This is a genomic window from Longibacter salinarum, assembly GCF_002554795.1.
Lineage (GTDB): Bacteria > Bacteroidota > Rhodothermia > Rhodothermales > Salinibacteraceae > Longibacter > Longibacter salinarum.
Window position 1 is genome coordinate 336,781 of sequence record NZ_PDEQ01000005.1, and the last position, 25,677, is coordinate 362,457.

The 25,677-nt window shown below is 61.5% G+C and carries 21 protein-coding genes and 1 pseudogene; 4 read left to right on the forward strand and 18 right to left on the reverse strand.

Annotation, left to right across the window (positions count from 1 at the left end; genetic code table 11):
• The first annotated feature begins 372 nt into the window (after positions 1-372).
• Positions 373-1,128, forward strand: a complete 756-nt coding sequence (locus CRI94_RS11455) for a beta/alpha barrel domain-containing protein (RefSeq protein ID WP_098075841.1) — start codon at positions 373-375, stop codon at positions 1,126-1,128.
• Between the two features lie 151 nt (positions 1,129-1,279).
• Positions 1,280-2,092, forward strand: coding sequence for a hypothetical protein (locus tag CRI94_RS11460; protein WP_098075842.1), 813 nt, complete (start codon positions 1,280-1,282; stop codon positions 2,090-2,092).
• A gap of 435 nt (positions 2,093-2,527) precedes the next feature.
• Here the strand turns inward: CRI94_RS11460 and ftsZ are convergent, their stop codons facing one another.
• From ftsZ to mraZ, 14 genes are all read right to left on the reverse strand, one after another.
• Positions 2,528-3,898: a cell division protein FtsZ gene (ftsZ, locus tag CRI94_RS11465; RefSeq protein WP_098075843.1), complete on the reverse strand. Its 1,371-nt coding sequence runs from the start codon at positions 3,896-3,898 to the stop codon at positions 2,528-2,530.
• 298 nt (positions 3,899-4,196) lie between these two features.
• On the reverse strand, positions 4,197-5,459 hold the full coding sequence (gene ftsA, locus CRI94_RS11470) for a cell division protein FtsA (RefSeq protein WP_098075844.1): 1,263 nt from the start codon (positions 5,457-5,459) through the stop codon (positions 4,197-4,199).
• A 178-nt stretch (positions 5,460-5,637) separates the two neighbouring features.
• Positions 5,638-6,420, reverse strand: coding sequence for a cell division protein FtsQ/DivIB (locus CRI94_RS11475; protein WP_098075845.1), 783 nt, complete (start codon positions 6,418-6,420; stop codon positions 5,638-5,640).
• Positions 6,421-6,457: 37 nt separating this feature from the next.
• The gene (gene murC, locus CRI94_RS11480) at positions 6,458-7,897 is read right to left on the reverse strand and encodes a UDP-N-acetylmuramate--L-alanine ligase (protein WP_098075846.1); all 1,440 of its coding nucleotides are present in this window, start codon (positions 7,895-7,897) and stop codon (positions 6,458-6,460) included.
• Positions 7,898-8,007: 110 nt separating this feature from the next.
• Complete coding sequence (murG, locus tag CRI94_RS11485) at positions 8,008-9,117, reverse strand: undecaprenyldiphospho-muramoylpentapeptide beta-N-acetylglucosaminyltransferase (RefSeq protein WP_098075847.1); 1,110 nt, start codon at positions 9,115-9,117, stop codon at positions 8,008-8,010.
• A gap of 69 nt (positions 9,118-9,186) precedes the next feature.
• The gene (locus CRI94_RS11490) at positions 9,187-10,380 is read right to left on the reverse strand and encodes an FtsW/RodA/SpoVE family cell cycle protein (protein ID WP_098075848.1); all 1,194 of its coding nucleotides are present in this window, start codon (positions 10,378-10,380) and stop codon (positions 9,187-9,189) included.
• A gap of 64 nt (positions 10,381-10,444) precedes the next feature.
• The gene (murD, locus tag CRI94_RS11495) at positions 10,445-11,827 is read right to left on the reverse strand and encodes a UDP-N-acetylmuramoyl-L-alanine--D-glutamate ligase (protein WP_098075849.1); all 1,383 of its coding nucleotides are present in this window, start codon (positions 11,825-11,827) and stop codon (positions 10,445-10,447) included.
• A gap of 46 nt (positions 11,828-11,873) precedes the next feature.
• On the reverse strand, positions 11,874-13,031 hold the full coding sequence (gene mraY, locus CRI94_RS11500; protein ID WP_098075850.1) for a phospho-N-acetylmuramoyl-pentapeptide-transferase: 1,158 nt from the start codon (positions 13,029-13,031) through the stop codon (positions 11,874-11,876).
• Positions 13,032-13,121: 90 nt separating this feature from the next.
• Positions 13,122-14,720, reverse strand: a complete 1,599-nt coding sequence (locus CRI94_RS11505) for a UDP-N-acetylmuramoyl-L-alanyl-D-glutamate--2,6-diaminopimelate ligase (protein WP_098075851.1) — start codon at positions 14,718-14,720, stop codon at positions 13,122-13,124.
• Positions 14,721-14,747: 27 nt separating this feature from the next.
• Positions 14,748-16,709 carry a penicillin-binding protein gene (locus tag CRI94_RS11510; RefSeq protein ID WP_245846168.1) on the reverse strand — a complete coding sequence of 654 codons (1,962 nt, stop codon included), beginning with the start codon at positions 16,707-16,709 and terminating at the stop codon, positions 14,748-14,750.
• A 38-nt stretch (positions 16,710-16,747) separates the two neighbouring features.
• The gene (locus tag CRI94_RS11515; protein WP_098075853.1) at positions 16,748-17,197 is read right to left on the reverse strand and encodes a hypothetical protein; all 450 of its coding nucleotides are present in this window, start codon (positions 17,195-17,197) and stop codon (positions 16,748-16,750) included.
• 71 nt (positions 17,198-17,268) lie between these two features.
• Positions 17,269-17,748, reverse strand: a complete 480-nt coding sequence (locus tag CRI94_RS11520) for a response regulator (RefSeq protein ID WP_098075854.1) — start codon at positions 17,746-17,748, stop codon at positions 17,269-17,271.
• 56 nt (positions 17,749-17,804) lie between these two features.
• Positions 17,805-18,818 (reverse strand): 16S rRNA (cytosine(1402)-N(4))-methyltransferase RsmH, encoded by a 1,014-nt coding sequence (rsmH, locus tag CRI94_RS11525; protein WP_098075855.1) that lies wholly within the window; start codon positions 18,816-18,818, stop codon positions 17,805-17,807.
• A 41-nt stretch (positions 18,819-18,859) separates the two neighbouring features.
• Positions 18,860-19,300: a division/cell wall cluster transcriptional repressor MraZ gene (gene mraZ, locus CRI94_RS11530; RefSeq protein WP_098075856.1), complete on the reverse strand. Its 441-nt coding sequence runs from the start codon at positions 19,298-19,300 to the stop codon at positions 18,860-18,862.
• Between the two features lie 830 nt (positions 19,301-20,130).
• On the opposite strand from mraZ, the gene CRI94_RS11535 reads away from it, so the two are divergent.
• On the forward strand, positions 20,131-20,418 hold the full coding sequence (locus tag CRI94_RS11535; RefSeq protein WP_098075857.1) for a LexA family protein: 288 nt from the start codon (positions 20,131-20,133) through the stop codon (positions 20,416-20,418).
• Positions 20,419-20,454: 36 nt separating this feature from the next.
• A pseudogene (locus CRI94_RS17505) lies at positions 20,455-20,775 on the forward strand (LexA family protein); the annotation flags it as partial.
• Between the two features lie 102 nt (positions 20,776-20,877).
• On the opposite strand, the gene CRI94_RS11545 reads toward CRI94_RS17505, so the two are convergent.
• The 4 genes from CRI94_RS11545 to CRI94_RS11560 form a co-directional block, all read right to left on the reverse strand.
• Positions 20,878-21,783 carry a hypothetical protein gene (locus CRI94_RS11545; protein ID WP_098075859.1) on the reverse strand — a complete coding sequence of 302 codons (906 nt, stop codon included), beginning with the start codon at positions 21,781-21,783 and terminating at the stop codon, positions 20,878-20,880.
• A gap of 102 nt (positions 21,784-21,885) precedes the next feature.
• Positions 21,886-23,610: a CTP synthase gene (locus CRI94_RS11550; protein WP_179862271.1), complete on the reverse strand. Its 1,725-nt coding sequence runs from the start codon at positions 23,608-23,610 to the stop codon at positions 21,886-21,888.
• A 263-nt stretch (positions 23,611-23,873) separates the two neighbouring features.
• Positions 23,874-24,356, reverse strand: a complete 483-nt coding sequence (locus tag CRI94_RS11555) for a CBS domain-containing protein (protein WP_098075860.1) — start codon at positions 24,354-24,356, stop codon at positions 23,874-23,876.
• A gap of 380 nt (positions 24,357-24,736) precedes the next feature.
• On the reverse strand, positions 24,737-25,567 hold the full coding sequence (locus CRI94_RS11560; RefSeq protein WP_098075861.1) for a class I SAM-dependent methyltransferase: 831 nt from the start codon (positions 25,565-25,567) through the stop codon (positions 24,737-24,739).
• Positions 25,568-25,677 lie beyond the last annotated feature (110 nt).

Sequence of the window (25,677 nt, forward strand, 5' to 3'; positions counted from 1 at the left end):
GGTACAACGGAATGGAGACGCGTGCGAACGTCATGGTCCGTCGCGATCCAGCGCATAAATACGTGAACGTACCCGTCCGTCACGCCATGGATGACGCCAGCCGTCCCGCAGTATACAGAGACTAGTGCACACCGTACGCCTCGACAGGATAGAACGTACAGATTTTGCGGACTCATTCGCCTTCACAAACACAGGGCCATCATCCAGCCCGTTGTGCGACGTGCTCCACCGGCGTACGCACGCACACGGCCCGCGGTGACGATCGCTTCGTCTTGTTACCTCGCTACTGACAACCGGCGGGGAGTATGCGAATCGTTCGAGCGCGCGGTGTATTTATTGCCCCTGGGTCTTCTCTCTCTCCACCCTAGTTGCATGACCGATCGGCTCTCATTCTCACCCCTCCGACTTTTCGCTCTTGCAGATTCCGAATCGGTCGCCCATGCGTTCGCGGATGCCGGTGTGGACGCCGTGATCAGACGTCGTCCTCGCATGCGTGACGGCGCAGAGGGGGCACCCCTTTCCGAATGGGCTGCGCAGTTGGATGTCCCTCTCTTCATTCAGATCCACCGGTTTCATGCCGGGACCGGACTGGAAGTGGAACGCGCAATCGAGATTGGCGCCTCCGGCATTGCCCTTCCCGGCGCCTATTCGGCGGGTGAAGTCGAGACGCTGATCCGGCTCGTTCGCAACCGAGCGAAGACACTCATCCATGTTGATCTGCCGCGCCTGCTCGAAGAAGCGGAGGCGCTCCGACGCCTCGACTGGGACCATCTGCACATCGGGCTCCACCGTTCGGTCCGTACGATGGTCGGAGGCCTGCACGAAAACGCACGGAAGAACAGCCTCATCGCCGACGTTGTCGCATCGATGGGGGAGCGGAGCGTGAGTTCTTCTGTGCTCTCGTTTCGACCAGACGGCACCATCGCACGGGTAGACCTACATCCGCTGCGGGAGGTGTCTCGAACAAGGAGCCCTTTCCTGATCGTTGACGCTCCGCACACTCTGCCGCGCGAGGTCGTTAGCACCTGGATTCGCTCCATCCGACGCGCCTGGAGCGACGCGAAGCGCCCCTCTCCTCTTCCGTCTCCCGCTGAATGGGATCGTTCGTGGGCTTCGCCTCCACGATGACATCGTCCGGGATAGACGGCACGAAATCATCCATTTCTCCTATGCGCAGTAGCGGCACAGGCGCGCCGTTCTTTGGTGCCTGACGCATGCGATCGGCAGGATGAATCGCGATCTTGAAGTCCGTCCCCGATTCATTCGCCCGCCCCCTGTTATGTTTTACCCAAACCCTGACCGGCCGCTTCAGCTTTTTGCTCCCGTCCATTCCGCAGAGGTCGCTCTTCAAGTAGAAGCCGCCGGGGCTCAAGCGGTCATAGCATGTCCCGGCGCTGCGACCGAAGCAATCGTCGATGCCATCGAGATTCCGGTCATAGCGTGTCTCGCTCCGATTCACTCGCATTCTGTCACTGAAATCGAGCGAGCTCTGGCTACAGGTGCACGGATGCTGCTTCTATCCGGCAACCGATCGGCACTCGACGTCAGGTTGCTGCTAGACCTCATTCGAGGCCGGGCAAAGACATTTCTATGGATCGACCAGCCGGCTTTACTCACCGAATTGAACGCCCTCTGCGAATTACGATGGACCGTCGCCCACGTCGACCTTCGCGCTCTCACACCAGATGGCTCGGCATCCGCGTTCGTTGATGGGTCGGCTTCATCGGTCTGCGCTCAACTCCGACCCCGCCCGTTCGGGATTGGATGTGCGTCGCCGGTTGGCGAATCCTCCTCCGGAACGATCCGCCTGTCCCGTACCGACCGGATTCGCATCGCCGCCCAGATGGGAGCATCCGTGCATGTTACCTCCCGTCGCGACTTGGCGGATGAGAGAGCCGTCCAGGCAAACATTCAGGCCGCCCTTGCCGCCTGGACCGCCGCCCGATACCGCTCAATGGCAACCGTCGCGCGAGATTTCGCCGTCTTGGCTCGACGTATCGGTGTAAACGACCCCGACGCTGCCGGAAGACGTTCGCGACGGACGGACGCGATCTCGACACGCGAAACGTCGTTCGGCAAGAGCCCTGCCTGACAACATCTGCCCCCCTCCTTGGGCCCGCGCGGTCGACACGTGGACGCACAAAAAGCCACGCCCCTCTCAGCCATATGGCGAAGAAGGACGTGGCTTCGTGTTTGGGCCCACGCCCACCCGTTTCCGGGAGAACGGGGCCTCGCAGAACCACAGGCACAGCGGTGCTCAAGCGCTGCGCGGAGGTCGACCGGAACTCATACTGCCGAGAATCGGCCGCCCGTGGTGGGGCTGGAGGGCCCTCTTATCTGTGCAAATGGGAATGCGATGGTGCATGCGGATCCACATCATGGTACGCACGCTCGCACTCTTTTTCCATAATACGCACATGGGGTGACAACCCTATGTCATTCGGCGATCTCGATGAGCCTCCGGCCGCCGGACAGTTCGGTCGACGGCCTTCAGGCTCACGTGATCAGGGGAACGACAGCAACAGGGTTAGTCCATCATTTTACGCAGGAATGCAGGCGTATCATCATCCGAAGAGCGGGACCGATGCTGATCCCGGTTCGGACGATCCTGGTTCAGGTCGTCTGCACGGAGGCGCTTGATGTTCGACTGAGACGGACCGTTGTTGCTGGCCTGAGCCTGTCCTGACTCATCGGAACGCGCGTTTCTTGCCGCACCATCGGATGACGTCTCGTCTTCGTCACCTGCGTCCTGATCTTGCTTTTGCTTTCGGCCCCGAAGGGGTGTACTGCGCCGCTCGTAGGCTGGTGTGTCGAGGTGGCGAAGGTTGTCCTCGCCCTTGTAGCGGTAATTCGGGCCGTTGCCGTCGAGTGGAACGGTCCGGCGCATGCCCGGCTCTTCGCCGTCTGTCTCTTCGTCCGCCTTGTCGAAGCCGGTCGCGATCACAGTGACACGAAGCAGATCGTCCATGTCATCGTCGATGACCGTACCGAAGATCACTTCGACGTTTTCTCCGGCCTCACGCTGGATGACGCTGGTGGCCGTCGTGGCCTCGCGAATACCGAGCGACGATCCACTCGTGATGTTAACGAGCACGTTGCGCGCTCCGGCAATCGACAGGCCGTCGAGGAGCGGGCTCGAGATCGCCTGAATCGCGGCTTTTTCTGCGCGGTTATCGCCTTTGGCCTCGGCCGAGCCCATGAGCGCTTCGCCGCCGTTCTTCATGGTCGTCTTCACGTCGGCGAAGTCAAGGTTGATCAGGCCGTGCACGGTAATCAGGTCACTGATGCCGCGGGTCGCGTTGTAAAGGACCTCGTCGGCTTTTTCGAACGCCTCGATGAGGCTTGTATTTTCGTCGGCGATATCGAGCAGCCGCTCGTTTGGAATGACGATCAGCGTATCGACATTCTTGCGAAGCAGTTCAATTCCTTCTTCAGCCGTCTTCTGGCGACGTGCGCCCTCACAGTCGAAGGGACGCGTGACAATCGCGACGGTCAGAATGCCCATCTTGCGGGCAATCGACGCGACGACCGGCGCACCGCCCGTTCCCGTCCCTCCACCCATTCCGGCGGTGATAAAGACCATGTCGTAGCCGTCGAGAGCCTGCTCCAGTTCGTTGGAGTTCTCCTCAATGGCTTCGGCACCGACGCTCGGGCGAGCGCCCGCGCCGAGTCCTTTCGTGAGCGTCCGTCCGGCCTGGATCTTCTGCGGAGCTTGGTTCTCCGCAAGGGCTTGCGCGTCGGTATTGATGGCAACGAACTCTACGCTACCGTGAATACCCTGATCAACCATGTTGTTGATCGCATTGCCTCCCCCTCCGCCAACGCCGACGACGCAGATTTTGGCTTCCTCATTGGCGGCATCGTCAAACGAAAACCGCGAGCTAAATTCGTTTTCCATAGGTTCCCTCCAGTCTGTGTGGTTCGAAAGTCTGAGCGACCCGATCTCCACCCGAGGTGAGCAGCCCCGAAGCAATGCTGGATCGGATCGACGGGTTGTCGTGGGGTTCGTGAGGTAGTGTGCGAGGAAACGGCCGATGCCGGTCGCGAGGCGACCCTGCTGCATCATCTGCCGAGTCGGCCGGGCCGACGCCGCTGAGCACGCGGTGACGGGGTCCAGACCTCTAAAAGGTTATGAGGCAAAGAGTTACCTTGCAAAGAAACAGGATAGTTTGACGAATCGCAACGTACCATTAAACTTACAGCTCGTCAAACCACGACTTCATTCGTGTGGCTATACGATTGACCAGCGTCTCACCCGACACGCGTTCGCCGTTTCGGTGCTGGTCGATGTCTTCGCTGAGCGTGGATCCGCCGATAACTTCCGGTCGCATGCCATAAAGCACAAGCCCCACGCCGGTGGAATATTTCGGATCGGAAACTTCCTCGACGAGTCCCCCGGAAAGTCCCATCGGGCGGCCGATACGGGCTTCCATCCCCAGCACTTCGGCGGCGAGGTCGGCTGTACCCGGAATCAGAGCGCCGCCGCCGGTGAGCACACACCCAACTCCGAGATGGCGCGCGTACCCGGACCGCTTGATCTCGATCGCGGCGATCTCCAGAATCTCTTCGAGCCGGGGCTGAATCACCTGGGCCAATGTATCTCGCCCGATCGTCTTCTCGGGGCGACCGCCGATGCCAGGAATCTCGATCTGCTCCGTCTCGTCCGCAAAGTCGACGAGCGCGGTGCCAAACTGCCGCTTGAGCTGCTCGGCCTGGTCGCGCATCACACCAAGACCCTTGCGGATGTCGTCGGTGACCTTGTTGCCAGCCACCGCGATGACAGCCGTGTGGCGGATGGTGTTGTCCTCAAACACGGCGATGTCTGTCGTTCCACCGCCGATATCGATGAGCGCCACGCCGACTTCTTTCTCGTCGTCATGCAGGCACGAAAAGGATGAGGCGAGCGGCTCCAGCACGATGTCGGCGACTTCGAAACCCGACTTCTCAATGCAGCGATAGATATTTTTCGCCGCGGACACAAGGCCCGTGATAATGTGGACGTTCGCTTCGAGCCGGACGCCGCTCATTCCCACCGGATCGGCCACGCCGTCCTGCCCATCCACGATGAACTCCTGCGGGATCACGTGCAAGATCTCACGGTCGGCGGGCATGGCCACGTGCATCGTATCCTCGAGCAGCCGCTGCACATCGTTCTGCGTGATCTCCCCCGACCGGATCGTGACGACGCCCCGGCTCTGAAAGCTCTGCACGTGATCGCCGGCGATGCCGACAATGACGCTTCGCACTTCCACACCCGCTGCACGCTCCGCTTCTTCGATGGCGGAACGGACAGCATTGACCGTGCGGTCGATGTTGACGACCACACCGCGGTTGAGCCCATCGGACGGAGCCACGCCGACGCCCAGGATGTTCACGCGGTCGAGTTCGTCCTCGGCAGCGACCACAGCACAGACTTTGGTCGTGCCGATATCGACTCCTACGACAATGTTTTCGTTCATGGCGGTTGCTATTCTCGATTCGGGGTACTGCGCGCACGCGGCGCCGCTGCGAGGTTCACAGCCAGTAGAGACGCGAGCGTCGGTCAGCGATGCCTCACCGTCCGGCAAAACCGGGGGTACGGCGTGATCGGTATGTTCTGGGAATGTGGACGTCCATCGCAGGGCCGATGTCGAAACATCAGCTTGCAACGGAGCGGCGGTCGGCAGTGGCTTCTCGAGTTACAATCTGGTTGTCGTAACGAAGATCGACGTATCCGACGGGCGGATCTGGGCCCGCCTGCAGCACCTGGGCATGGAACGCTACGAGCCGCTTAAGCCGGACACCGAACTGCTCGCGACCGAGATCAGCGACAACAGATGGATGATTCTCCGTGGGTCGAGTATACACACGAATTCGATCGTTCGCGAATACGTCGATCTCGGTGATGATTGAGGCTGCTGCGTGCCCATCGAGCGTCTGCAGAAAATTGGCCAACCCATCACCGGCAACACTATTCAATGGATGGTAGTCCGCCGCCATTCCGCGAACGAGCGGAACGTCGAACGACGTGCTATCGACCAGCGGCATCGCATATCCCGCGGGGTCGAGGTAAAAGGCAGGGCGGTTGTCCTGAATGACGAGCGCTGCAGGCGTTCGCTCGGTCACGCCGAGCACCAGCGTACGAGCGGATCGGCGCTGCCGCACGTCAACATGCTGCACCCATGGGTGGCGCTGCACGCGATCGGCGATGAGGCCGATGTCGAGGTCATCCATCACGATGCCGGTATCAACTCGCGCCAGCATACGCAGCGTGTCCGGGTGCACATGGCGCGCTCCTTTCACCTGGACCACCGACACCGGCACATTCGCCTGCCATTGCCAGCCGATCAGGCCGAGCACAAACACACCGCCTCCAACCAGCACGATGGTGCCGAGGCGGAGCGCCAGTTTGGCAATTTTGCGAGCGGTATCGAGGTCCATAGAAGGGCGTCAGCAACCGGTATCGTACCGGTAAAGGTTACGCAGGTTGATCTGTATTCGAAAGCGTGAGTTCGTGTTCAGCAAGTTGATCTGCAAAGTCGCGGCTGTAGCGCCAGATGTCGCCGGCCCCCATCATGAGCACGACGTCGCCATCGGCAGTAATTTCAGTGAGTCGGTCCGGCAGGTTATCCTTGTCCGACACGTAGTGCACGCTGCGATGGCCGTACTCGCGGGCGCGGTCGGCGATCTGCTTTCCGCTCACTCCGTCGATTGGCGCTTCGCGGGCCTTGTACACGTCGGTCACCACAAGCACATCCGCGTTAAAGAACGACCGGGCGAAGCCCTCCTGAAAGTCGCGTGTCCGGCTGTACAGGTGCGGCTGAAAGACGGCCACGATCCGGCGATCGGGAAATCCCTGGCTCGCGGCGTCGAGGGTGGCCTCAATCTCAGTAGGGTGGTGCGCGTAGTCGTCGAGCACGATCCGACCGGCGGCCTCGCCGATCTTCTGAAAGCGTCGGCGGACGCCGTCGTACGCGGCAAGTCCATCCCGTATGTGGTCAAACGGTACATCAAGCTCCACCCCGACAGCCACGGCCGCGAGGGCGTTCTGCACGTTGTGCATGCCGGGAACGTTCAGGGTAATTTCTCCCATCCGCTCACCCCGAACCTCAACCTGGAAGTGCGTCTGCAGCTCTTCCCGGCGGATATCGACAGCACGAACCTCGGCCTGCCGAGTCGTGCCGTATGTCAGCACTCGACGTTCGATTCGGCCGACGATGGCCTGTACGTTGGGGTCGTCAAGACAAAGGATAGCGGCGCCAAAGAACGGAACGCTGTTCGCGTACTGGGTGAAGGCGTTCTGAATGTCCTCCAGCCCGTCGTAGATATCGAGATGATCCTCCTCGATGTTCGTGATGACAGCGAGGGATGGCGTAAGCCTTAGGAACGTCCGATCATACTCGTCGGCTTCTATCACGATGATGTCTCCCTCACCCGTCACGGCGTTCGAGCCAAAGGCCGTCACCTTCCCGCCGACAATAACGGTCGGATCGAATCCGCCGTCCTTCGTGACGAGGCCGATCATGGAGGTCGTGGTCGTCTTCCCATGCGTTCCCGCGACGCCCACGCCGAACTTCATCCGCATCAACTCACCGAGCATCTCGGCGCGCGGAATGAGCGAGATCCGGCGACTCTCGGCCTCCAGCGTCTCGGGATTATCCGATGGATCGATGGCAGAGGAATACACGACGACGTCGGCGTCCCCCACCTGCTCGGCGGCGTGGCCCTTGTACACTTCGGCCCCAAGCTCTTCGAGGTGCTTCGTCACCTCACTCGTCGCCAGATCCGAACCGGACACGCGGTAGCCACGATTCAGCAGCACCTCGGCAATCGAGCTCATGCCGATGCCACCGATGCCCACCATGTGGACACGGCGGATGCGGCCGAGTGCCGGTTGTCGTCTGCGTTCGGTTTCCATCTTCGGATCAAGCAACTGTCGTTAGAGAGTACTTCCTGTTATATGACGTCCTGCTGTGTGACTGTATGGGCGCATCGCAATGCGCCCATACGGCAGGGGGGGTCGTGTCGCTACCGGTGGCGGTGGGTGTCGGCGAGGGCGAGAACGTCGTCGGCAATTCGGTCGGCGGCCTCGGGGCGCGCCTCGTGACGGGCGGCCTCGGCCATGCTGCAGCGGGCCTCCGGGTCATCCAGCAGCTCGCGCACTGTATCGATCAGCCGGTCGGTCAAGTTCGGTTCAGGCAGGACCCGCGCGGCCCCCACCCGTTCCATGGCGCGTGCATTCTTCGTCTGGTGATCTGCGACCACGTTCGGTGAGGGGACGAGGATCGACGGTGTGCCGGTCACCATCAGTTCGCTGCACGTGATCGCCCCGGCGCGGCACAGCACAAGGTCTGCGGCCGCGTACGCAACCTCCATCCGGTCGATGTACTTCATCAGGTGAAGGCGCGGATGCTCTGCCACGCGGTCGCTCAGTGCGTCATAATACTGCGATCCGGTCTGCCACAGCACGTGGACGGCGGGATCATCAAGCAGGGCATCGATGTGCTGCTCCATTGCCGAGTTCAACGCTTCGCTCCCCAGCGATCCGCCGAAAGCAAGAAGCACGTGTGCATCGTCTGGGATGTCCAGAACGTCACGCGCCTTCGCCAGGTCCGTATTCACGAGCTGTGCCCGTGTGGGATTCCCGCTGACCACGGCGCGATCGGCGGGTACCCAGTCGCGCGCCTCATCAAACGCCAGGTGGATCCGCGAGGCCAGCATCGACAAGAGACGATTCGTGACCCCCGCGTAGGCATTCTGCTCCTGGATCACGATCGGTCGCCGTCGAAGCCACGCGGCCAGCAGCACGGGACCGGAGACGTACCCACCGGTGCCAACCGCCACGTCGGGCTCGATGGCCCCTACCAGCCGCCAGCTCTGGATCAGCCCTTTCGCCAATTCGATCGGGAAGCGGAGATTCCGAACAGAAAGATCCCGCTGAAAGCCGCTGACCGTGATGTGGTGGAGCGCATACCCCGCCTGTGGCACCGCCGTGGCCTCGAGGCGGTCCTTCGTTCCCGCAAACACGACACGTGCCTCCGGCCGCCGGGCCTTGATAGCATCGGCAATAGCAATGGCCGGGTATACGTGTCCTCCGGTACCGCCACCGGCGATCAGTATGTGAGGAGGGCGAGGCATTCAGTATAAGAAACGGGTCGAGGTCGAATGAGGATGGAGCAGGGATTCCGGTCACCGGAGGGCGCCCGGTCAGACAAAGGACTGGGTTTTTCGGCGCTCCGTCGCGGGCGTCCGTTCCTTCACCTGGCGAGATACGTTCAAGATGACACCAACCATGATGCCGTTTGCAATCATTGAGGTTCCTCCGTACGACACGAACGGCATCGGAAGACCCGTCACGGGCAGCAGACCGCAGGCGACCCCCGCATGCACGAAGCCGTACATGACGAGGAGCGTCGTAAATCCGACGGTGAGGAAAAGCCCGAGCGGGTCCGGGGCGTCGCGAGCGATTCGCAGGTAGCCGCGGATGAGCAGAATGCAGAATCCGATCAGCAGTCCAATGGCGCCGAGAAGACCGTATTCCTCCGCGATAATAGCGAAGATAAAGTCGTTGTATGGCGCCGGCAGAAAGTCGCGCTGGATGCTTTTGCCCGGCCCCACGCCCGTCAGTCCGCCCATGGCGAAGGCGATCCTAGCCTGTTGCGACTGGTAACCCTCACCCTGCGGGTTCAGCACGTGCTCGGCATCGGTCGACGAGAAAATGTTCACGCCGAGATAGCTCTCCACGCGGGCGGCACGGCTGGGTGAGTTCATGATCATCCCGACGGCGAGCAGTGCTCCCATCATGCCGAGTCCGGCGATCTGGTAGGTGCTCACCCGTGCGACGAAGCCCATCAGCATGATCGCCGCGAGGAGGACGGCCGAGGTCGAGAGGTCGTCCAGACCGATGAGCAGGACCGTGCCGAACGCCCAGATCAGAATTGGCAAAAACGCGCGGCCGAAGCTCTTGACGTAGTCCTGCTTCTGCGCGAGAAGGACCGCGATGTAGAACACGAGCGCCACACGCGCTAGATCTGACGGCTGGAACCCGAATCCTGCGACGCGAAGCCAACGATCCGGACCTTCAGTAAAGAAGCCGACGACCTTGACCACAAGAAGAAGGCCGAGCGCGAAGATGAGCGCGATTTTACTGTACCGTGCCAGCGTTCGGTAGTCGATCAGACTGACGATACCCATCACACCCAGCGCCAGCACGACACGGATCACGTGCCGAACAAGGAACTGCTCCGTGTCTCCACCCGCCTTCGTTTCCGCAAGGAACGTGATCGCGCTATACACAGCCACCACACCTACGGCTGACAGGGCCAAAACGACCCAGATGACGTACTTGTCCGCGGGGGAGCGATCGGAGACGCGGTCCTTAAGTGTTTGGAGTGCGTTCATGCTTCAAAAAAGGCCAACCTACGCCAGAAGGGCAGTTTAAAATATACTTCAGGATGAATCCAGTTTACAAATTCCTCACAAGACGACGGAAGGTGTCGCCACGCTCTTCATAATTTTCGTACATATCAAAAGATGAACATGCGGGACTCAAAAGGACGACATCGCCGGGCTGAGCCATGCTTCGCGCTTTCTGAAGTGCGTCCTCCATGGTCGAGGCACGAGACGCACATCCGGCCGCCGAGCCGAGCTCTTCCATTACTTTCGAAGCACTTTCTCCCAGGGCCACGACACCGCGCACCCGCTCCCTGATCAACGGCTTCAACGCCTCGTAGTCGTTGCCCTTGTCGCGCCCTCCGGCAATCAAAACAATCGGCTGATCGAAGCTCTCGAGTGCATACCAGACGGCGTTGACATTTGTCGCTTTTGAGTCGTTGACGTAGAGCACATCGTCTACGGTGGCGACATTTTCGAGCCGGTGCGGCACGCCTTCGAAGGTCGACAGCCCCTCGCGGATCTGCGCGTCGCCAGCCCCCATGATGTGGGCGGACATCGCGGCGGCCAGCGAGTTGTACAGGTTGTGCGGCCCGCGAAGCGCGAGGTCCGAAGCCGGCATCAGCGTCTCTTCGTCGTTGTCCGAGCGAATCACGATCGTGCCGTCGGACACAAATGCTCCGCGCTCAACTGGGCCGTCGATGCTGATCCCGTACGCCGTGAACGCGCCGGGCTCCGCCGCACGGCTTCGAACGTAATCGCACACCAGCTCATCGTCGGCATTGTAAACCACGGCATCTCCCGCCTCCTGTCGCCCGAAGATCCGGAATTTGCTCTGGGCATACGCATTGAAATCGTCGTCGTAGCGGTCGAGGTGATCCGGCGTGATGTTCAGAAGGACGCTCACGCGCGGTCGAAAGGCGTCGACATGGTCGAGCTGGAAGCTGGACACCTCAAGCACGACAACGTCCTGCTCTCGCGCATCGCGAACGTAGTCGGAGAACGGGTAACCGATGTTGCCGGCAACAATCGTATTTCTATCGTCCGACTCATCGAGTGCGCAGCGGATGACGTGGCCGGTGAGGCTCGTCGTAGTCGTCTTCCCGTTCGTGCCCGTAATCGCTATGATCGGCGCCCGGCAGAACCAGGACGCGACCTCGATTTCGGAGTAGATGGGCAGCCCTGCGCGTCGGCACTGGCGCAGAATGTTGGCTTCCGTGGGCACGCCCGGGCTCACGACAACAAAGTCTGCGTCAATCGCCCGCGAGGTGTGGCCGCCGAACTCGTACGCCACCCCCAGCCCATCGAGCGTCTCCTCGATGCCCTTGCGCGGCGGCCCGTGCTCCGTTACGAACACCGACGCTCCCGCCTGTGCCAGCAGACGCGCCACGGCTCGGCCGCTGCGCGCACCGCCAACGACGGTCACGGATCGGTCAGAAAGGGAGTCGGGAGTCATCACGGGAGCGGACGGAGACGAAGGCGTTGGAGGAACGGGAATCGGTTTATCGGATGCGCAGGGTGAGGAGAGCAGCGATGACGGTAAGGGCAGTGACAATCCAGAATCGGGTGACGATCTTCGCCTCGTGGGTGCCTCGCGCCTCAAAATGGTGGTGCAGCGGAGCCATCCGGAAGATGCGTTTGCCAGTGCCGGTGCGATGCCGTGTGTATTTGAAGTAGCTCGTCTGCAGAATGACGGAGAGCGCTTCGGCGAAATACACGATGCCGAGCAGCGGCAGCAGCAGTTCTTTTCGCACCATGAGCGTCACCGCGCCCACGGCCGCGCCGAGCGCCAGCGCTCCGGTATCGCCCATGAAGACCGTCGCCGGGTAGCCGTTGTACCAAAGAAACCCGAAGCAGGCCGCCACCATCGCCGCGCCGAAAACCGTGAGTTCGCCGATGCCCGGCAGGTACATTACGTCGAGAAACGTCGCCAGGTTGACGTTTCCGGAAATGTAGACCAGCGCGACGAGCCCGAGCGAGACGAAGGCCGTGACGCCGGTCGTCAGCCCGTCTAGCCCGTCCGTCAGGTTGACCGCGTTGGATACGGCGGTCATGATGAAGACAACGACCGGGAGGTACACCATCCAGCCGAGGTCGATTCCATTCGCCCATGCCTCGAAAAAGTAGTAGTCGACCACGCGGTCCTTCAGAAAAGGGACGTACGTGAGCGTGTTGAACTCGGAAAATGACGGGTGAAAGTAGAGGACGCTTCCGACAACCAGTCCAATGCCGACCTGTCCCGCGACCTTGTATCGCGGCTGCAGTCCGTCCTTCTGTTTCTTTACCGTCTTGATGTAGTCGTCTGCGAAGCCGACCAACCCCATCCAGGCCGTCGCGAGCATCGCCAGCCAGACGTAGGTCTCGCCGATGTCGCCCCATAGCAGCGTGGCGCCGAGAATCGATAGCAGGATGATGATCCCACCCATCGTCGGCGTCCCCGCCTTGTGCGCGTGACTCACCACGCCGGCATCGTCCCCTTTGCGAATCTGCTCACCGAGCTGTTGTCTCGACAACCACCCGATGATGCTGCGCCCCGCAAAGAGCGCAATCACGAGAGCTGTCATAGCGGCCAGCGCAGAACGAACCGTGATAAACTGAATCACCTGGAAGCCGGGCGGCTGGTAGACCTGCTCCAGGTAACTGATGAGGTAGTAGAGCATGTAGGGGCGAAGAGGTCGCGGCGGTGCCGCTCCCTCGGGACTCGGGTAAGAATTCGGGCGAAGGGGCGTGGGGAGCGCCAGTGACGCTGACTACTCGTCGGTTGAAGAGCGTTTCTGGAAATAGGATCGGGCTTTTTCTCGGTCGTCGAACGCACGACGGCTCGTGCCGATGACCTGGTAGGTCTCATGACCTTTGCCGGCAATCAGGACGACGTCACCGGGAGCCGCGTTTTCCGCGGCAAACTGGATTGCTTCGTCGCGGTCCACGATCCACTCCGCCTCGGCGGGGCGACTCATTCCGCGGCGAATGTCGTTGAGGATCGCCTCGGGCTCTTCCGTGCGAGGATTGTCGCTCGTCACGATCACGCGGTCGGCCAGCGTCTCGGCCAGGCTTCCCATGACACGCCGTTTGGACGCGTCACGGTCTCCACCGCAGCCAAAAATGCACCACAGATCGGCGTTTGGGTCCGTCGTTTCACGAACCGCCGTCAAAATATTCTCGAGCGCGTCCGGTGTGTGGGCGTAATCGACGACGACGGTCGTGCCATCATCGAACGTGAGCTGGTCGAAGCGACCCGGCACCGGCGGCGCCTCCCGCAGCACGCGCAGGATGTCGTCGGCATCGTAGCCGAGCGCCCGTACGGCCGCGAACGCAGCGGCGATATTGTAGGCGTTGAAGCGACCCGCGAGACGAAAATCGTGCACCTGATCCGGGTCGAGTGTCTCATTTGTGACAGAAAAGCGCAGGCGGAGACCGCTCGTCCGACTGTCGACCACCTGGAAACGAACGTCCGCGTCGGCATGCGTCCCGTACGTGTGGATCTCGGCCTGCGTTGATGCCCCGACGGCGGGGGCAGCATCATCGTCGGCGTTGAGGATCGCAGTCGCGTCCGGCGCAAGGCTGTCGAATAGCTTTTTCTTCGCCGCCCGATAGTTCGAGAGTGTGCCGTGGTAGTCGAGGTGCTCGCTCGTCAGATTGGTGAAAATGGCGATGTCGTAGTCGATCGCGTGGACGCGCTGTTGATCTAGCGCATGGGACGATACCTCCATCGCGCAGGCCGAGCAGCCGTCGTCCACCATGCGGCGGAGGGTGCGCTGAAGCTCAAGTGCGCCGGGCGTCGTGAGTGCCGCGTTCGTTGCCACGGTCCCCGTGCGCACCTCGATGGTGGAGATGAGCCCCGTCGTCACGTCGAGGGCGTCGATAGCGTGGTGCACGAGGTAGGACACAGTCGTCTTACCATTTGTCCCCGTCACGCCAACCATCTTCAAGTCACGCGATGGGTAACCGTAAAAGGCAGCGCCAAGCTCCGCCAGCGCCGTCCGGCCGTCGTTCACTTTCGCAAAGACGACCTCCGGATGACGCTCTAATGCAGCCTCGGGCACAGTTTCACAGACGACGATACTCGCCCCATTCTCGATGGCCGCCTCGATGAACTGGTGGCCGTCCACTGATACGCCTTTGACAGCGATGAAGCATGCAACCGCGCCCTCTTCTACGTCCGCTCCTCGAATCATCCGGCTGTCATCGGAGAGTTGCCCGACGAGCATGCCGGACACGTCACGACCGGCGGCGTGTACGGCCTGAAGCAGACTCGCCCGGTCGAGCGCGTCCTGAAGGACGGGCCACGCCACCGGTGCAGCACCGGAGCGGGAGCTTTCGATCGTGGAAGACGACGATTGAGGAGTCATAGAGCCAGTAGAGGCCGGAAAAAGTCGTTATTCACCCGTTACCATCGCGGTGGACGGTAGCGGCTCCCCGGGTTGCGGCGACTGCTTCTGCACAAGCCCCTGGCCGAAGAGCCGGACGTCGACGCCATGCTTCTGCAGCCAGTGCACCGCGTCGCGTGTGGTCAGCCCCCTCAGGTCGGGCATGGTGTCGCCACTCGCGTCGGCAAGACGAGCCTGCACGGTCGGCGGGGAGGTTTGTGAGGGAGCCGTCATGCGCTCAACATCTGCCGAGGCTGTGTCCGACTCTGCGACGATGTGGTCAACCACCTCGGGGAAGGTGCCCACCCAGCGGCGCGCAATGTTCTGGAAAATGGGGGCGGCGACAGCGCCGCCGTACATGCTGGTCTCCGGCTCGCCCACGATGACGAGAAGAGCGATTTTCGGATCATCAGCCGGGAAGAACCCGACGAAGGACGCACGCGCCTGATCGCCAGAATATTTTCCGCCGCTCACCTTAAGCGCGGTGCCAGTCTTGCCTGCAATCTCAAGCCCACTCACCTGCGCAGCGGTCGCCGTCCCGGTCTCAACGGTCTTCTCGAAAGCGGGTCGCAACGCGTCGGTTGTCGATGGCTTCAGTGCGCGCCGAATGGAGTCCGGGCGCTGCGTCCAGAGTCGTTCGCCTGTGACGCTCCGCCGCTCCTTAACGACGTGCGGCTGCACGAGAAGTCCACCGTTCGCGAGAGCCGAGTAGGCGGCCAGAAGCTGGATCGGCGTCACTGACACCTCGTAGCCAATGCTCATAGATGTCAGCGACGTGCGGCTCCAATTCGCCGGCTTCTTCAGCGTCCCACCGACCTCGCCGGGCAGGTCGATCCAGGTCGGCTGACCGAACCCCAGGTTGCGCGCGTACTGGTAGAAAATGCCTTCGTCAATTCGCGTAGCCGTTTTCGCCATGCCGACGTTACTCGACTTCGACAGCACCTCCGCGAAAGAGATCGTGCCGTAGGCCTTCACATCTTTCATCGTGTACCCGTGGAAGACGGCCCACCCTTCGCCGGTCTCGACTGAGTCCTCGAGCGAGACGATGTCTTGCTCAACCGCCGCAGCGGCTCCCACAAGCTTGAACGTCGATCCAGGCTCGAACTGATCGGTAATGGACCGGTTGCGGCGGCGGGCGGATGTTGCGCGACCCGGATGGTTGGGGTCGTAGGTCGGCACGTTGGCCATAGCTAAAATCGCGCCTGTGTTCGGGTCCATCGCGATGGCCGTTCCCCACTTCGCCCCGCTCTCCTTCACGCCCCTCGCGAGTTCATCCTCGAGTGCAGCCTGCCGGACGAGGTCGATCGTCAGCACCACGTTCTGTCCGTGTTTCGGCTTGACGACGGTACCGCCCACGAACGCCTTGATGCGCCCGCGCCGATCACGCTTTACGGCGTGCCAGCCCGGTTCGCCCGTGAGGAAGTCATCGTACTGAAGCTCGACGCCCGAGCGTCCCGTGCCGTCGGTGTCGATATGCCCGAGCACGTGCGCCGCCGTTGTTCCGTAGTTGTAGCGGCGGGCGAAGCGTGGCGACAGGATCAGGCCCGGGACGTCCCATTCCTCAACGGTTTCGCGCTGCATCTCGTCGAGCCCGCGGTACAGCATCACATACTGTGGGCTGTAGCGTTCGGCCACCGTTGTCCGCAGCCGGCTCTCAGACATACCCGTGAGGTCGGCGAACTTGCGGTAGAACATCGCGCTTTTCTGCTCGAACCCGTCGATCGTGGGATCGAGCGCGACATCATACCGAGCGGTGTTGATAGCGAGGGCGCGCCCGGAGCGATCGAGAATCGAGCCGCGCATGGCCGGAATTTCGACCGTCGACCGTGCCTGGTTCTGGCCGCGAGCCTTCAGCTCGGAGCCCTCCGTCAGGACGATCCAGCCCATCTGTGCCAGGACGAACAGGGGCACGACGCTCAGGAGCGTCAGCACCATGTACATCCGGGTCAGAATTTGATTTTTCGGCTTCACGGGACGTGAGAGACAGAGTTACTAAAAAGGGGGCAGTGTTAGTCGGGGACGACGACCGTCCGACCCGTCGGCACGGACTCCCGGAGACCGAGCTCGCGAGCCCGATCGTAGATGACGGATGGTCCCGTCGCGTGATCGAACTCGCCCTTCAATCGGTTATGCTTCAGGTGCAGCTTGTGGTTGACTCGCCGCGCCTCCTGCACGTCCATCAGCAGCTGCTGGGTCGCATGCACGTGGCCGACATATAGCGTAAACAGCGCCGCGACCACGAGCAGAAGTAGCCCAAACTTGACTGTCGAGACGTTCTCCAGAAAGGAGCCCTCATCTTGCGGCTCGTCCCGACGCCGGTTGGTCTTCGGCTCCAGGTCCGACCACGATGGCAATGCCGTGCCGTGACGCTGATACTGGCTCGGGCCGGAGCCTTTGCCTCGATCGCGGTTGGGCGACGCGTTGCTGGAAGGACGATTATTGCTGATGATGCGGTTCATGGGAAAAGGAGGGGTTGGTCCTCCGATCGGCGGTCGTACGGGTACGGCGGCGCACGTCGCGCGCCGATAAATCACGAGGCTCGTGGTACTCGCGGGGCGTTGCCCGGCCAGGCTTCAGCGGAGCGTTTTGAAAACAGTCGGGTGAGACGAGCGCGCACCTCCTCCGGCCGCAGCGGTTTCGCTACGAAGCCGTCGAAGCCGGCCCGTTCGGTTCGCTCCCGGTCGCCCGGCAGCGAGTGGTTCGTGATGGCGAGCATCGGTATCTGACGGTACGCGGCCCGAAAGCGGAGGCGCTTCAACACCGTCATGCCGGTAGCGTCTGGCAGGGAGAGGCTGATGAGCACCGCGTCGTAGGCCGTCTCCGTGGCCATGCGCACCGCATCCTCGGCGGTTCCGGCAACGTCCACATCTCCATCGTGCCGCAGCGCGTACTGCACTTGCAGGCGGGCCTCCGGATCGGGATCTACCACGAGAGTGACCGGCTGATCACCGGGGGCCGATTGTCGGGCGGTGCGCACGTGGCGCCAGAGGATGTCGGGGGCGTCCGTCATGAGGGAGTCGCGTACAAGGGGTAAGGGTCTCAGTCAGCAGGTTGGGGAACGCGCGATCACACCGACGGCACCGGCGTTCCGGCATCGTCCGCAGTTCGCTCCGCGATGCGGAGACGCGCGCTACGAGCACGAGGGTTGGACTGGACTTCTGCCTCGCCTGCCTCAATGGCCGAACGCGGAGATTCCTCGAACGGGGCGATCAGGGTGCCGTAGATGTCGCGAATGGGCTTCCCCTCGAAGTTGCCGTAGCGCAAAAACCGCTTCACGCGCCGGTCTTCGAGGCTGTGGTAGCTGATCACGGCGATGCGTCCGCCCTCGCGAATCACGTCGGCACTCTGCTCCAGCACATCCTCGAGCACGTCGAGCTCCGCGTTCACAGCAATCCGCAGGCCCTGAAAGACGCGAGCCAGGCTCTTTACCTCGTCGCGCTCCGGAACTGCCGAACGAACCGCATCGGCCAGGTCGTGCGTCGTCTCCAGCGGTCGTGCATCCACGATCGCCCGAGCGATCGGCCGGGATCGGCGCTCATCGCCGTAGTGGTAGATCACGTCAGCGATATCGCGCTGCGCCCAGTGGTTCACGATCTGATGCGCCGTGAGGCCGCCACGTGGATCCATCCGCATGTCGAGTGGGCCTTCGCGCTGGAAACTGAACCCGCGCTCGGGCACGTCGATCTGGTGTGAGGACACGCCGAGATCCAGTAGGAGACCGTCGATCTCTTCGATTCCGATCTCTTCCAGAAGCGTCTGCAGCCGACCAAAATTTCCCTGCACCGTGCGAAAACGCCCGGCCTCAATCTCATCTGCCAGGCGATCGCGCGCCGTCGCAAGGGCTTCGTCGTCCTGGTCGATCCCGATCACCACGCCCTCGGGCGCCAGAGCATCCAGGAGCGCCTCCGAGTGCCCGCCGCCGCCAAGCGTGGCGTCGACGTAGCAGCCGGAGGGATCCGTGATCAGGCGGTCGATCACCTCGTGTGAAAGAACAGGCGCGTGGTACTCCGTCGCGTATTTCAACGGGTCGGCGTCCGATTCAGAATCGGACGAGGGAGCGGGAGCATCGGAAGCAGTCATCAGCAGGTACGTCGGGGGGCGAGGCGGCAAAACGGTATGGGTTACATTCCCATGACGCGCTCGGCCAGGGTTTCGTAATCGTCGGGCTGCTCGTTGAGATAGGCGTTGAAGCGGTCCGGGTCCCAGATTTCGACATGGTCGAACGCGCCAATGATGAGCGCCTTATCGTCGATAGCAGCATACTCGACGAGCGGCTTCGGAATGCTGACCCGCCCCTGCCCATCCAGCGCGGCTTCATCCGCCCACATCATGATCGCGCGGACGAAGCCCCGGGCATCGGCGTTGAACATGTTCAGCCCGCCAATTTCATCCTCGATCTGCGTCCACTGATCCAGCGGATACAGGAAGATACATTCTTCGAACCCGCGCGTGATCGTGAAGGTGTTCTTCGCCTCCGGATTCAGCACGCTCCGCATCTTGGCCGGGATGGTGACCCGACCCTTGCTGTCAACGGAATATTCGGCCTGACCTTTAAAAACCATGGTTTCAGCCCCGAGTCGGGGTCGTCAGGCCGTCCGTCACCGCCGTTCGGCGAAGGGGCCCTCGGTGGACAACGTGAGCAACGGGCAAAAACTGGCGGGGTTAGGGAGCGAATGGGCACATTCCCCACTTTTCCCCACGCGTGTCCACAAGGTACGGCATCAGGCTCCAATGTCAAGGTATCACCCCCGTCTAGACTGATTATTTGAGCCAAAACCTCCATGTCCAATCGATGTGCACATACTGTATTCATGGTAGCCCACCGTTCCCCGGCTCCAGTGGTGAAAATCTTTTCACCACGACAGGGACTTGAGTGAAAATGTTTTCACCATCATCTATCCTTGTTGGGCCTGAACGCACATATCAGCCGCTTTGGGCAGGCGCTATTCCCTGGGCTCTCATTGCGGGCCAAACGCTCTATTTACACCGGTTCGACGTTAAAATGTCGGTGTCTCCAACGGCTTCGATTCGCCGGACGCCCCCCTGCATAAAAACGATTGAACGTATTCCGTTGAGGAACTGTTTGGCGGATGGATCTCAAAAACGCAAGGTCGTTCCTGTCTAGTCGCAGGCCTGGCGGTGATCCGATGACACGTGTGCTATAGACACGGTGCGCGAAATGAACGAGTCGGGGGTGCGCAGGCGCCCCGAGGACCGACCGTCGGGTCGGGAGGTCCGCCCGTTTGGATGGCCGAAGGCTGTCCGCGAAATAGGTTCTGAAACGTTTCTCTTGCCAACTCGGAGCCGCAGCGAGGACACGGGTTGGGCGATCCTGACGAGATCATTCGGAAAACGGATTATCCTTATTTAATCGAGTTTCAGCCCTCTATCGATGAAAGACCGGCGCACGAAGCGCCAGAACGAGGCCTTCGAGTTCATCCAACGCTTCATGCGCAAGCAGAACATGCCGAGGACGCTCTCGGAGATCGGAGACGGCCTCGGCATCGCATCGACGAACGGCGTGTACAAGTTGCTGGAGGCGCTACGATCTAAGGGCTACATTGAGCGGGAGAAGCACACCGCGCGTGGACTCACGCTGATTGACGATGCTCCCGACCCGGTGATCGACGCGGGTAAAAATCCGCGGCTTCCCATTATTGACGAAGCGGAGAGTCACTGACCGAAAGCGTTACGAAACCAACCGTCCGGTGTCCTTACGTTTGACCGTCGCCTGCTGGCATCTCACGCCCCAGCGGACTGTCTCCTCCTCCGTGTCGGCGACGACGGCATGAATGGAGACGGCATTCGCAAAGGCGACCTGCTGATTGTCGCTGAGAGGCCAGTTGAGCGGATGGTGAACGGAGGTATCGCAGGCGTCGTCGTGCACAACCAGATCCTCGCCCGGCACTTCGAAATGGTCAACGACCGGGTTCATCTCCGCCCCGCCGGCCGGCACTACACCGAAGAGATGTTCTCCCCGCGCGACCCCGCCTGCAACGTCATCGGCCCCGTGCTGGCGCTCCTTCGCACGCTGTAACTCATTCGTCCGCGGTTCGCCGGTCGCAGCGAGACCGGCGCTACGCCATGATCGGCCGCGCCCATTCGGAATCAACCGTAGTGAGGCCCCCCATCCTTGGGATCAACTTCCGCCTGCGGGAAAGATGCGCCGATTTTGGGATGTGGACTTGATTGACGAGATGGATTGAATCGGGTATCGTCGCGTGACTCCCTCTCGATCTTCCACGACGACGTCAAACCCGTCGACCGAGACGGAGGAACCCCGGACGGTCGGCGCGTCGTGGCGGTACACGATCACGCCACCGTCGGCCTCGACCCCGAAGCTCATCGAGGAGACCTCGGCGCCCGTGACGAGCTGAAGAGCCATCGACCGTGTGTATGCATTGATCTGGGCATGGGCGGTCGCGGTGTCGGAAAGATCTGTTGCCTGTAATCCCTGGGTTTGATTCCAGATGATCTCCGAGGTATTAGCATCGACCAGCGCCATGCTAGCGGTAAAGATGCGCGTCGGCCCCACCTTGAAAAGCCCGATAAACAGACCGGGGCCGGCCGCGCTGACGTCGAAGCCGACAGACGGAGAGAACGATACGCTGTCGAAGATCGACCGCTCCCAGCGCGCGGACTTCAGTAGCAGAAGATAGCGTGATCCCGTCGATTCCTGGATAGCCTGGATCCGATCCTTGCGTAGCGGACGCGGCGCATCTTCTGCTGGAGCCGGCAGAAACAGGGAATCCATAGCCACTTGCGCCGTACTTGAACCGCCGCCGCGATACACACGAGCAGGCTGCCCAAGCGCATCCAGGTAGCGCATCGCTACCGACTCCAAAACGTCTTGATACTGCGTAACCCCGTCTTTCGCCTCTTCCGGAACGGGTGTTAGGACCGGGATGACCGTCCACGTTTTCCCGAGACTCGGTTTCACGTCGGTCCCCAGCTGCGGAGCGCTCGACGCACATGCGGACAGAACACTCACGCAGAGAACGACGCCAAGGACCCGGTACCGCAGAACACCTTCAAGAAAGGACATATAACGAGAGACAGAAACGCAGGATGAACGACAGGCAAAAGACCCGCACGGTTCTACGCAATACCCAACTCACAATCCGTCACCCACAATCCGCAATCGGGTCTACATGTCCGCCGACGCCAGCGGGACCACTTTGCGCTCGGGCGGCTGCGGGGACTCGCGGAGGCCGCGCTCCTGAGCATACTCGGCGCACGCCTTCACGAACGAGCGGAAGAGCGGGTGTGGGTCGCCGACGGTCGTCTTGTACTCCGGATGGAACTGCACACCGAGGAACCAGCGCTTGTCCGGTAGCTCCATGATCTCCACGAGGTCGGCGTCGGGGTTGACGCCAGTAAAGCGCATGCCCTCTTCCATCAGCTTGTAGCGGAGGACGTTGTTGACCTCGTAGCGGTGGCGATGGCGCTCCTGGATAAGCTCTTCGCCGTAGACCTCGGCCGCCCGTGAGTCCGGTTTTAGCTTGCAGTCGTACTGGCCAAGGCGCATCGTGCCGCCTTTGTCGGAGATCTTCTTCTGCTCCGCCATCAGGCTGATGACCGGGTACTGCGTGTCCGGGTCGAACTCGGTGGAGTTGGCGTCCTCCCAGCCGCACACGTTGCGGGCAAACTCGATGATGCCGCACTGCAGTCCGAGGCAGATCCCGAAGAACGGGAGGTCGTTTTCCCGGGCGTAGCGGACGGCCTCCACCTTGCCCTCGATGCCACGGTCGCCGAAGCCGGGCGCAACCAGCACGCCGGCGACGTCCCCGAGCTTCTCCTCCACGTTGTCGGCCGTCAGGTCGTCGGAGAGCACGTACCGGACCTCGACCTGCACCTCATCGGGCACGCCGGCCAGGATAAAGCTCTCGCTGATCGACTTGTACGCATCCTGGTGCTCGACGTATTTCCCGACCAGGGCGATGGGAATCGTCACCGTCGGGTTCTTTAGGCGCTTCAGGAAGTCGATCCACGCGTCCAGGTCGGGCGTGCTGTCGAAGCGCTCCTGCTCTGTCTCGGTAAACAGACGGTCGACCACGAGTTCGCCGATGCCTTCGTCCCGCAAAAGCAGCGGCACCTCGTAGATCGTCTCGGCGTCCAGCATCTGGATGACCGCCTCCTGGTCGACGTTGCAGAAGAGCGAGATCTTGCGGCGAATGTCGGCGTCGAGCGACCGCTCGGACCGGCAGATGATGGTGTCGGGCTGCAGGCCGTGAGCGAGCAGTTCCTTGACGGAGTGCTGCGTGGGCTTCGTTTTCAGCTCGCCGGCCGCGCGGAGATACGGCACCAGCGTGAGGTGCGAGGTCAGCGAGTTGCGTGGACCGAGCTCGTTGCGAAGCTGACGGATCGCCTCCAGATACGGCTGCGCCTCGATATCACCGACTGTTCCGCCGATCTCCGTGATGACGACGTCGTACTCGCCGGTTTCGCCGAGCTTCAGCATCCAGTGCTTGATCTCGTCGATGATGTGCGGCACGACCTGCACGGTCTTGCCGAGGTAGGCGCCCTCCCGTTCCTTCGTGATCACCTCCAGATAGACCCGGCCGGTGGTGACGTTGTTGGCCTGGCTGGTCGATCGGCCGAGGAAGCGTTCGTAGTGGCCGAGATCGAGATCGGTCTCGGCGCCGTCGTTCGTGACGTACACCTCGCCGTGCTCGTAGGGATTCATCGTCCCCGGATCGACGTTAATGTACGGGTCGAACTTTTGAATGGTGACGGTCAGGCCACGGGCCGCGAGAAGGCGGCCGAGCGACGCGCTGAAAATGCCCTTGCCGAGCGACGATGTCACGCCGCCGGTGACGAAAATGTACTTGGTATGCACGGGAGTGCCCAGATTCTTGCCGAAGAGACGCATGGGAAATCTGGAATACAAGGTAGCCCACGCGACGGGTACTTCTCAACGACAATTCGCCGGATCCAGCGAATTGTCGTGCAGCCCCTGCAGAATCGCGGTGAAGCAACCGTGGAGATCGCTAATGACGCGATTCGACCACGTTCAGTCTCCATCTCGACGACATGCGCAGCCGAAAACAGCCGGCCCCGGTCGGAGCGCGGCTGTTGCATCGCTGAGTTCTCGATATGCCACGAGCGCCCTGACGATCGTGGACCCTCTTCGAATCACATCTCGCGGCTGCGGTAGTATTCGAGCATGTCCTTCGTTGTGACGATGCCGACGACCGCCCCATCAGCGACGACGGGGAGACACGAGATCGAATGGTCGAGCAAGAGGCTTGCAGCGTCCTGGACGGTCATGTCCGGCGTCACCTGGACCGGGTCGTCCCGCATCAGGTCACTGGCCTGCTTCGCCAGGGTGCGGACGTCGCGTGGGGTCTCACTTCGTGTGTCAAGAAACGGGCTGATCGTGCGCAGCACGTCGCGGTCGGAAATCACCCCGACCAGCTTTTCGTCCTCTACGACGAGCAGGTGATGGAAGCCCCGGTGGTGGAGCAGTTGACGAATTTCCATGAGCGACGTGTCCGGGGCAACGCATTCCGGATCGCGGCTCATGATGTCAGCGATGGTCATGGCGGTCTTGGTTTGCGTCATGGCAACGACAATCTTGATGAGTGCGAACCGGGTGGCGCAAGAAAGATCAATCATCAGAGACGACTTGTCTGAGCGCCCCCTCCCTACCCCGTTGTGGGGAAATCCCTTCTTTTGTGGAGGAAAGCGAGAAGATCCACCCGCCAGAGCCGCCAAACAAAATCCCCAACCCTGGCTACCGGACACTTTCACTGGTGCCTGCGTCACCTCCACATTCCCCGGCGCAGGTGTTCTTCGAATGTATGGGAGTATGAGAGTATGGGAGCATGGGCGTGTGAGAGTTCGTCATTTCTCGACGATAACGCCTCGGTTCCGAGACGCACGAGACCCGGAGAGGTCCGTTTCTCAATGTCACCCGACGACGATTACGTATTGAAAGCAATACTGTCCGGTAGCTAGCCCGCAATCCTAAATCCTCAATTCCCAATCCTAAATCCTCAATCCCCAGAACTCGCTTTTCGCGCGACGACGAGCACGCCGGTGCCGGTCTCATTGTCGTGCGCCACGTCCTTCGCGTTGAGAAAAAGGCCGATTGGAAGAGCCGCGAGGTAGTACAGTGGAAGCACGACGATGGACGCCCACGTGGTGCCGAGCATCTGCATCGGGCGTTTGATAAGCCAGCGCCATGCCGTGGATCCATACTCACCATACGTGTAGATGCTACGGACAGGCTCGAGGCCAGCATCCCTTAGTTTCCCTTCTAGATCCTCCATGTTGTAGCCATCACGTACGTGCTCGCCGATGAAGCTTTCATCCTCATCGCCCTGCACGTCGGATCCGCCCTGATCCGAGGGGGTGTTGATGATGACGTGCCCACCCGGACGCAGCACCCGCTGAAAGTGCTCGAAGACGGTACGATCCTCGGCGATATGCTCCATCACATCGACCGACAGAATCAGGTCGAACGGACCCTCCGACTTCAGATCCGTGAGGTCGTCGATCGCCCACGTCACCTGGTCGGCCTGCGGCGTCTGGTCCACGAAGTGCTTCGCTCGATCGAGGTACTCTTGCTTCACGTCGACGGCGCGGACGGTCGCCTCGGGGAAGTTTTTCGCGACGAAATACGCGTACTGGCCGAAGCCCGTCCCTGCATCCAGCACACGCACGCGCCGATCAGCAGGCTGCAGGCTCATGATGCGACGAATCTCCCGGCGCACGTACCAGGCGCGCAGAAAAAGGAGATTCAGAACACCGAAGAACAGCCGGTGCAGCAGTGGGTGTCGGCTGAAGAAGCGACCAAGGCGGTCTTTGATGGGGTCGTACTTCATGCGGGGAACCGTGTAGCGAAGAGGTGACGGCGCGAGTGGGTGTGAACATAACGGATACGGAACGCTACAGACTGTATCCCGACGGCCCTCTCGGGGGTTCCTCTACACAA

Bases quoted from the DNA above. Each gene is read 5' to 3' on its own strand.
- CRI94_RS11455 (WP_098075841.1), top strand. From the start codon at position 373: ATGACCGATCGGCTCTCATTCTCACCCCTCCGACTTTTCGCTCTTGCA.
- CRI94_RS11460 (WP_098075842.1), top strand. From the start codon at position 1,280: ATGTTTTACCCAAACCCTGACCGGCCGCTTCAGCTTTTTGCTCCCGTC.
- ftsZ (WP_098075843.1), bottom strand. From the start codon at position 3,898: ATGGAAAACGAATTTAGCTCGCGGTTTTCGTTTGACGATGCCGCCAAT.
- ftsA (WP_098075844.1), bottom strand. From the start codon at position 5,459: ATGAACGAAAACATTGTCGTAGGAGTCGATATCGGCACGACCAAAGTC.
- CRI94_RS11475 (WP_098075845.1), bottom strand. From the start codon at position 6,420: ATGGACCTCGATACCGCTCGCAAAATTGCCAAACTGGCGCTCCGCCTC.
- murC (WP_098075846.1), bottom strand. From the start codon at position 7,897: ATGGAAACCGAACGCAGACGACAACCGGCACTCGGCCGCATCCGCCGT.
- murG (WP_098075847.1), bottom strand. From the start codon at position 9,117: ATGCCTCGCCCTCCTCACATACTGATCGCCGGTGGCGGTACCGGAGGA.
- CRI94_RS11490 (WP_098075848.1), bottom strand. From the start codon at position 10,380: ATGAACGCACTCCAAACACTTAAGGACCGCGTCTCCGATCGCTCCCCC.
- murD (WP_098075849.1), bottom strand. From the start codon at position 11,827: ATGACTCCCGACTCCCTTTCTGACCGATCCGTGACCGTCGTTGGCGGT.
- mraY (WP_098075850.1), bottom strand. From the start codon at position 13,031: ATGCTCTACTACCTCATCAGTTACCTGGAGCAGGTCTACCAGCCGCCC.
- CRI94_RS11505 (WP_098075851.1), bottom strand. From the start codon at position 14,720: ATGACTCCTCAATCGTCGTCTTCCACGATCGAAAGCTCCCGCTCCGGT.
- CRI94_RS11515 (WP_098075853.1), bottom strand. From the start codon at position 17,197: ATGAACCGCATCATCAGCAATAATCGTCCTTCCAGCAACGCGTCGCCC.
- CRI94_RS11520 (WP_098075854.1), bottom strand. From the start codon at position 17,748: ATGACGGACGCCCCCGACATCCTCTGGCGCCACGTGCGCACCGCCCGA.
- rsmH (WP_098075855.1), bottom strand. From the start codon at position 18,818: ATGACTGCTTCCGATGCTCCCGCTCCCTCGTCCGATTCTGAATCGGAC.
- mraZ (WP_098075856.1), bottom strand. From the start codon at position 19,300: ATGGTTTTTAAAGGTCAGGCCGAATATTCCGTTGACAGCAAGGGTCGG.
- CRI94_RS11535 (WP_098075857.1), top strand. From the start codon at position 20,131: ATGAAAGACCGGCGCACGAAGCGCCAGAACGAGGCCTTCGAGTTCATC.
- CRI94_RS11545 (WP_098075859.1), bottom strand. From the start codon at position 21,783: ATGTCCTTTCTTGAAGGTGTTCTGCGGTACCGGGTCCTTGGCGTCGTT.
- CRI94_RS11550 (WP_179862271.1), bottom strand. From the start codon at position 23,610: ATGCGTCTCTTCGGCAAGAATCTGGGCACTCCCGTGCATACCAAGTAC.
- CRI94_RS11555 (WP_098075860.1), bottom strand. From the start codon at position 24,356: ATGATTGATCTTTCTTGCGCCACCCGGTTCGCACTCATCAAGATTGTC.
- CRI94_RS11560 (WP_098075861.1), bottom strand. From the start codon at position 25,567: ATGAAGTACGACCCCATCAAAGACCGCCTTGGTCGCTTCTTCAGCCGA.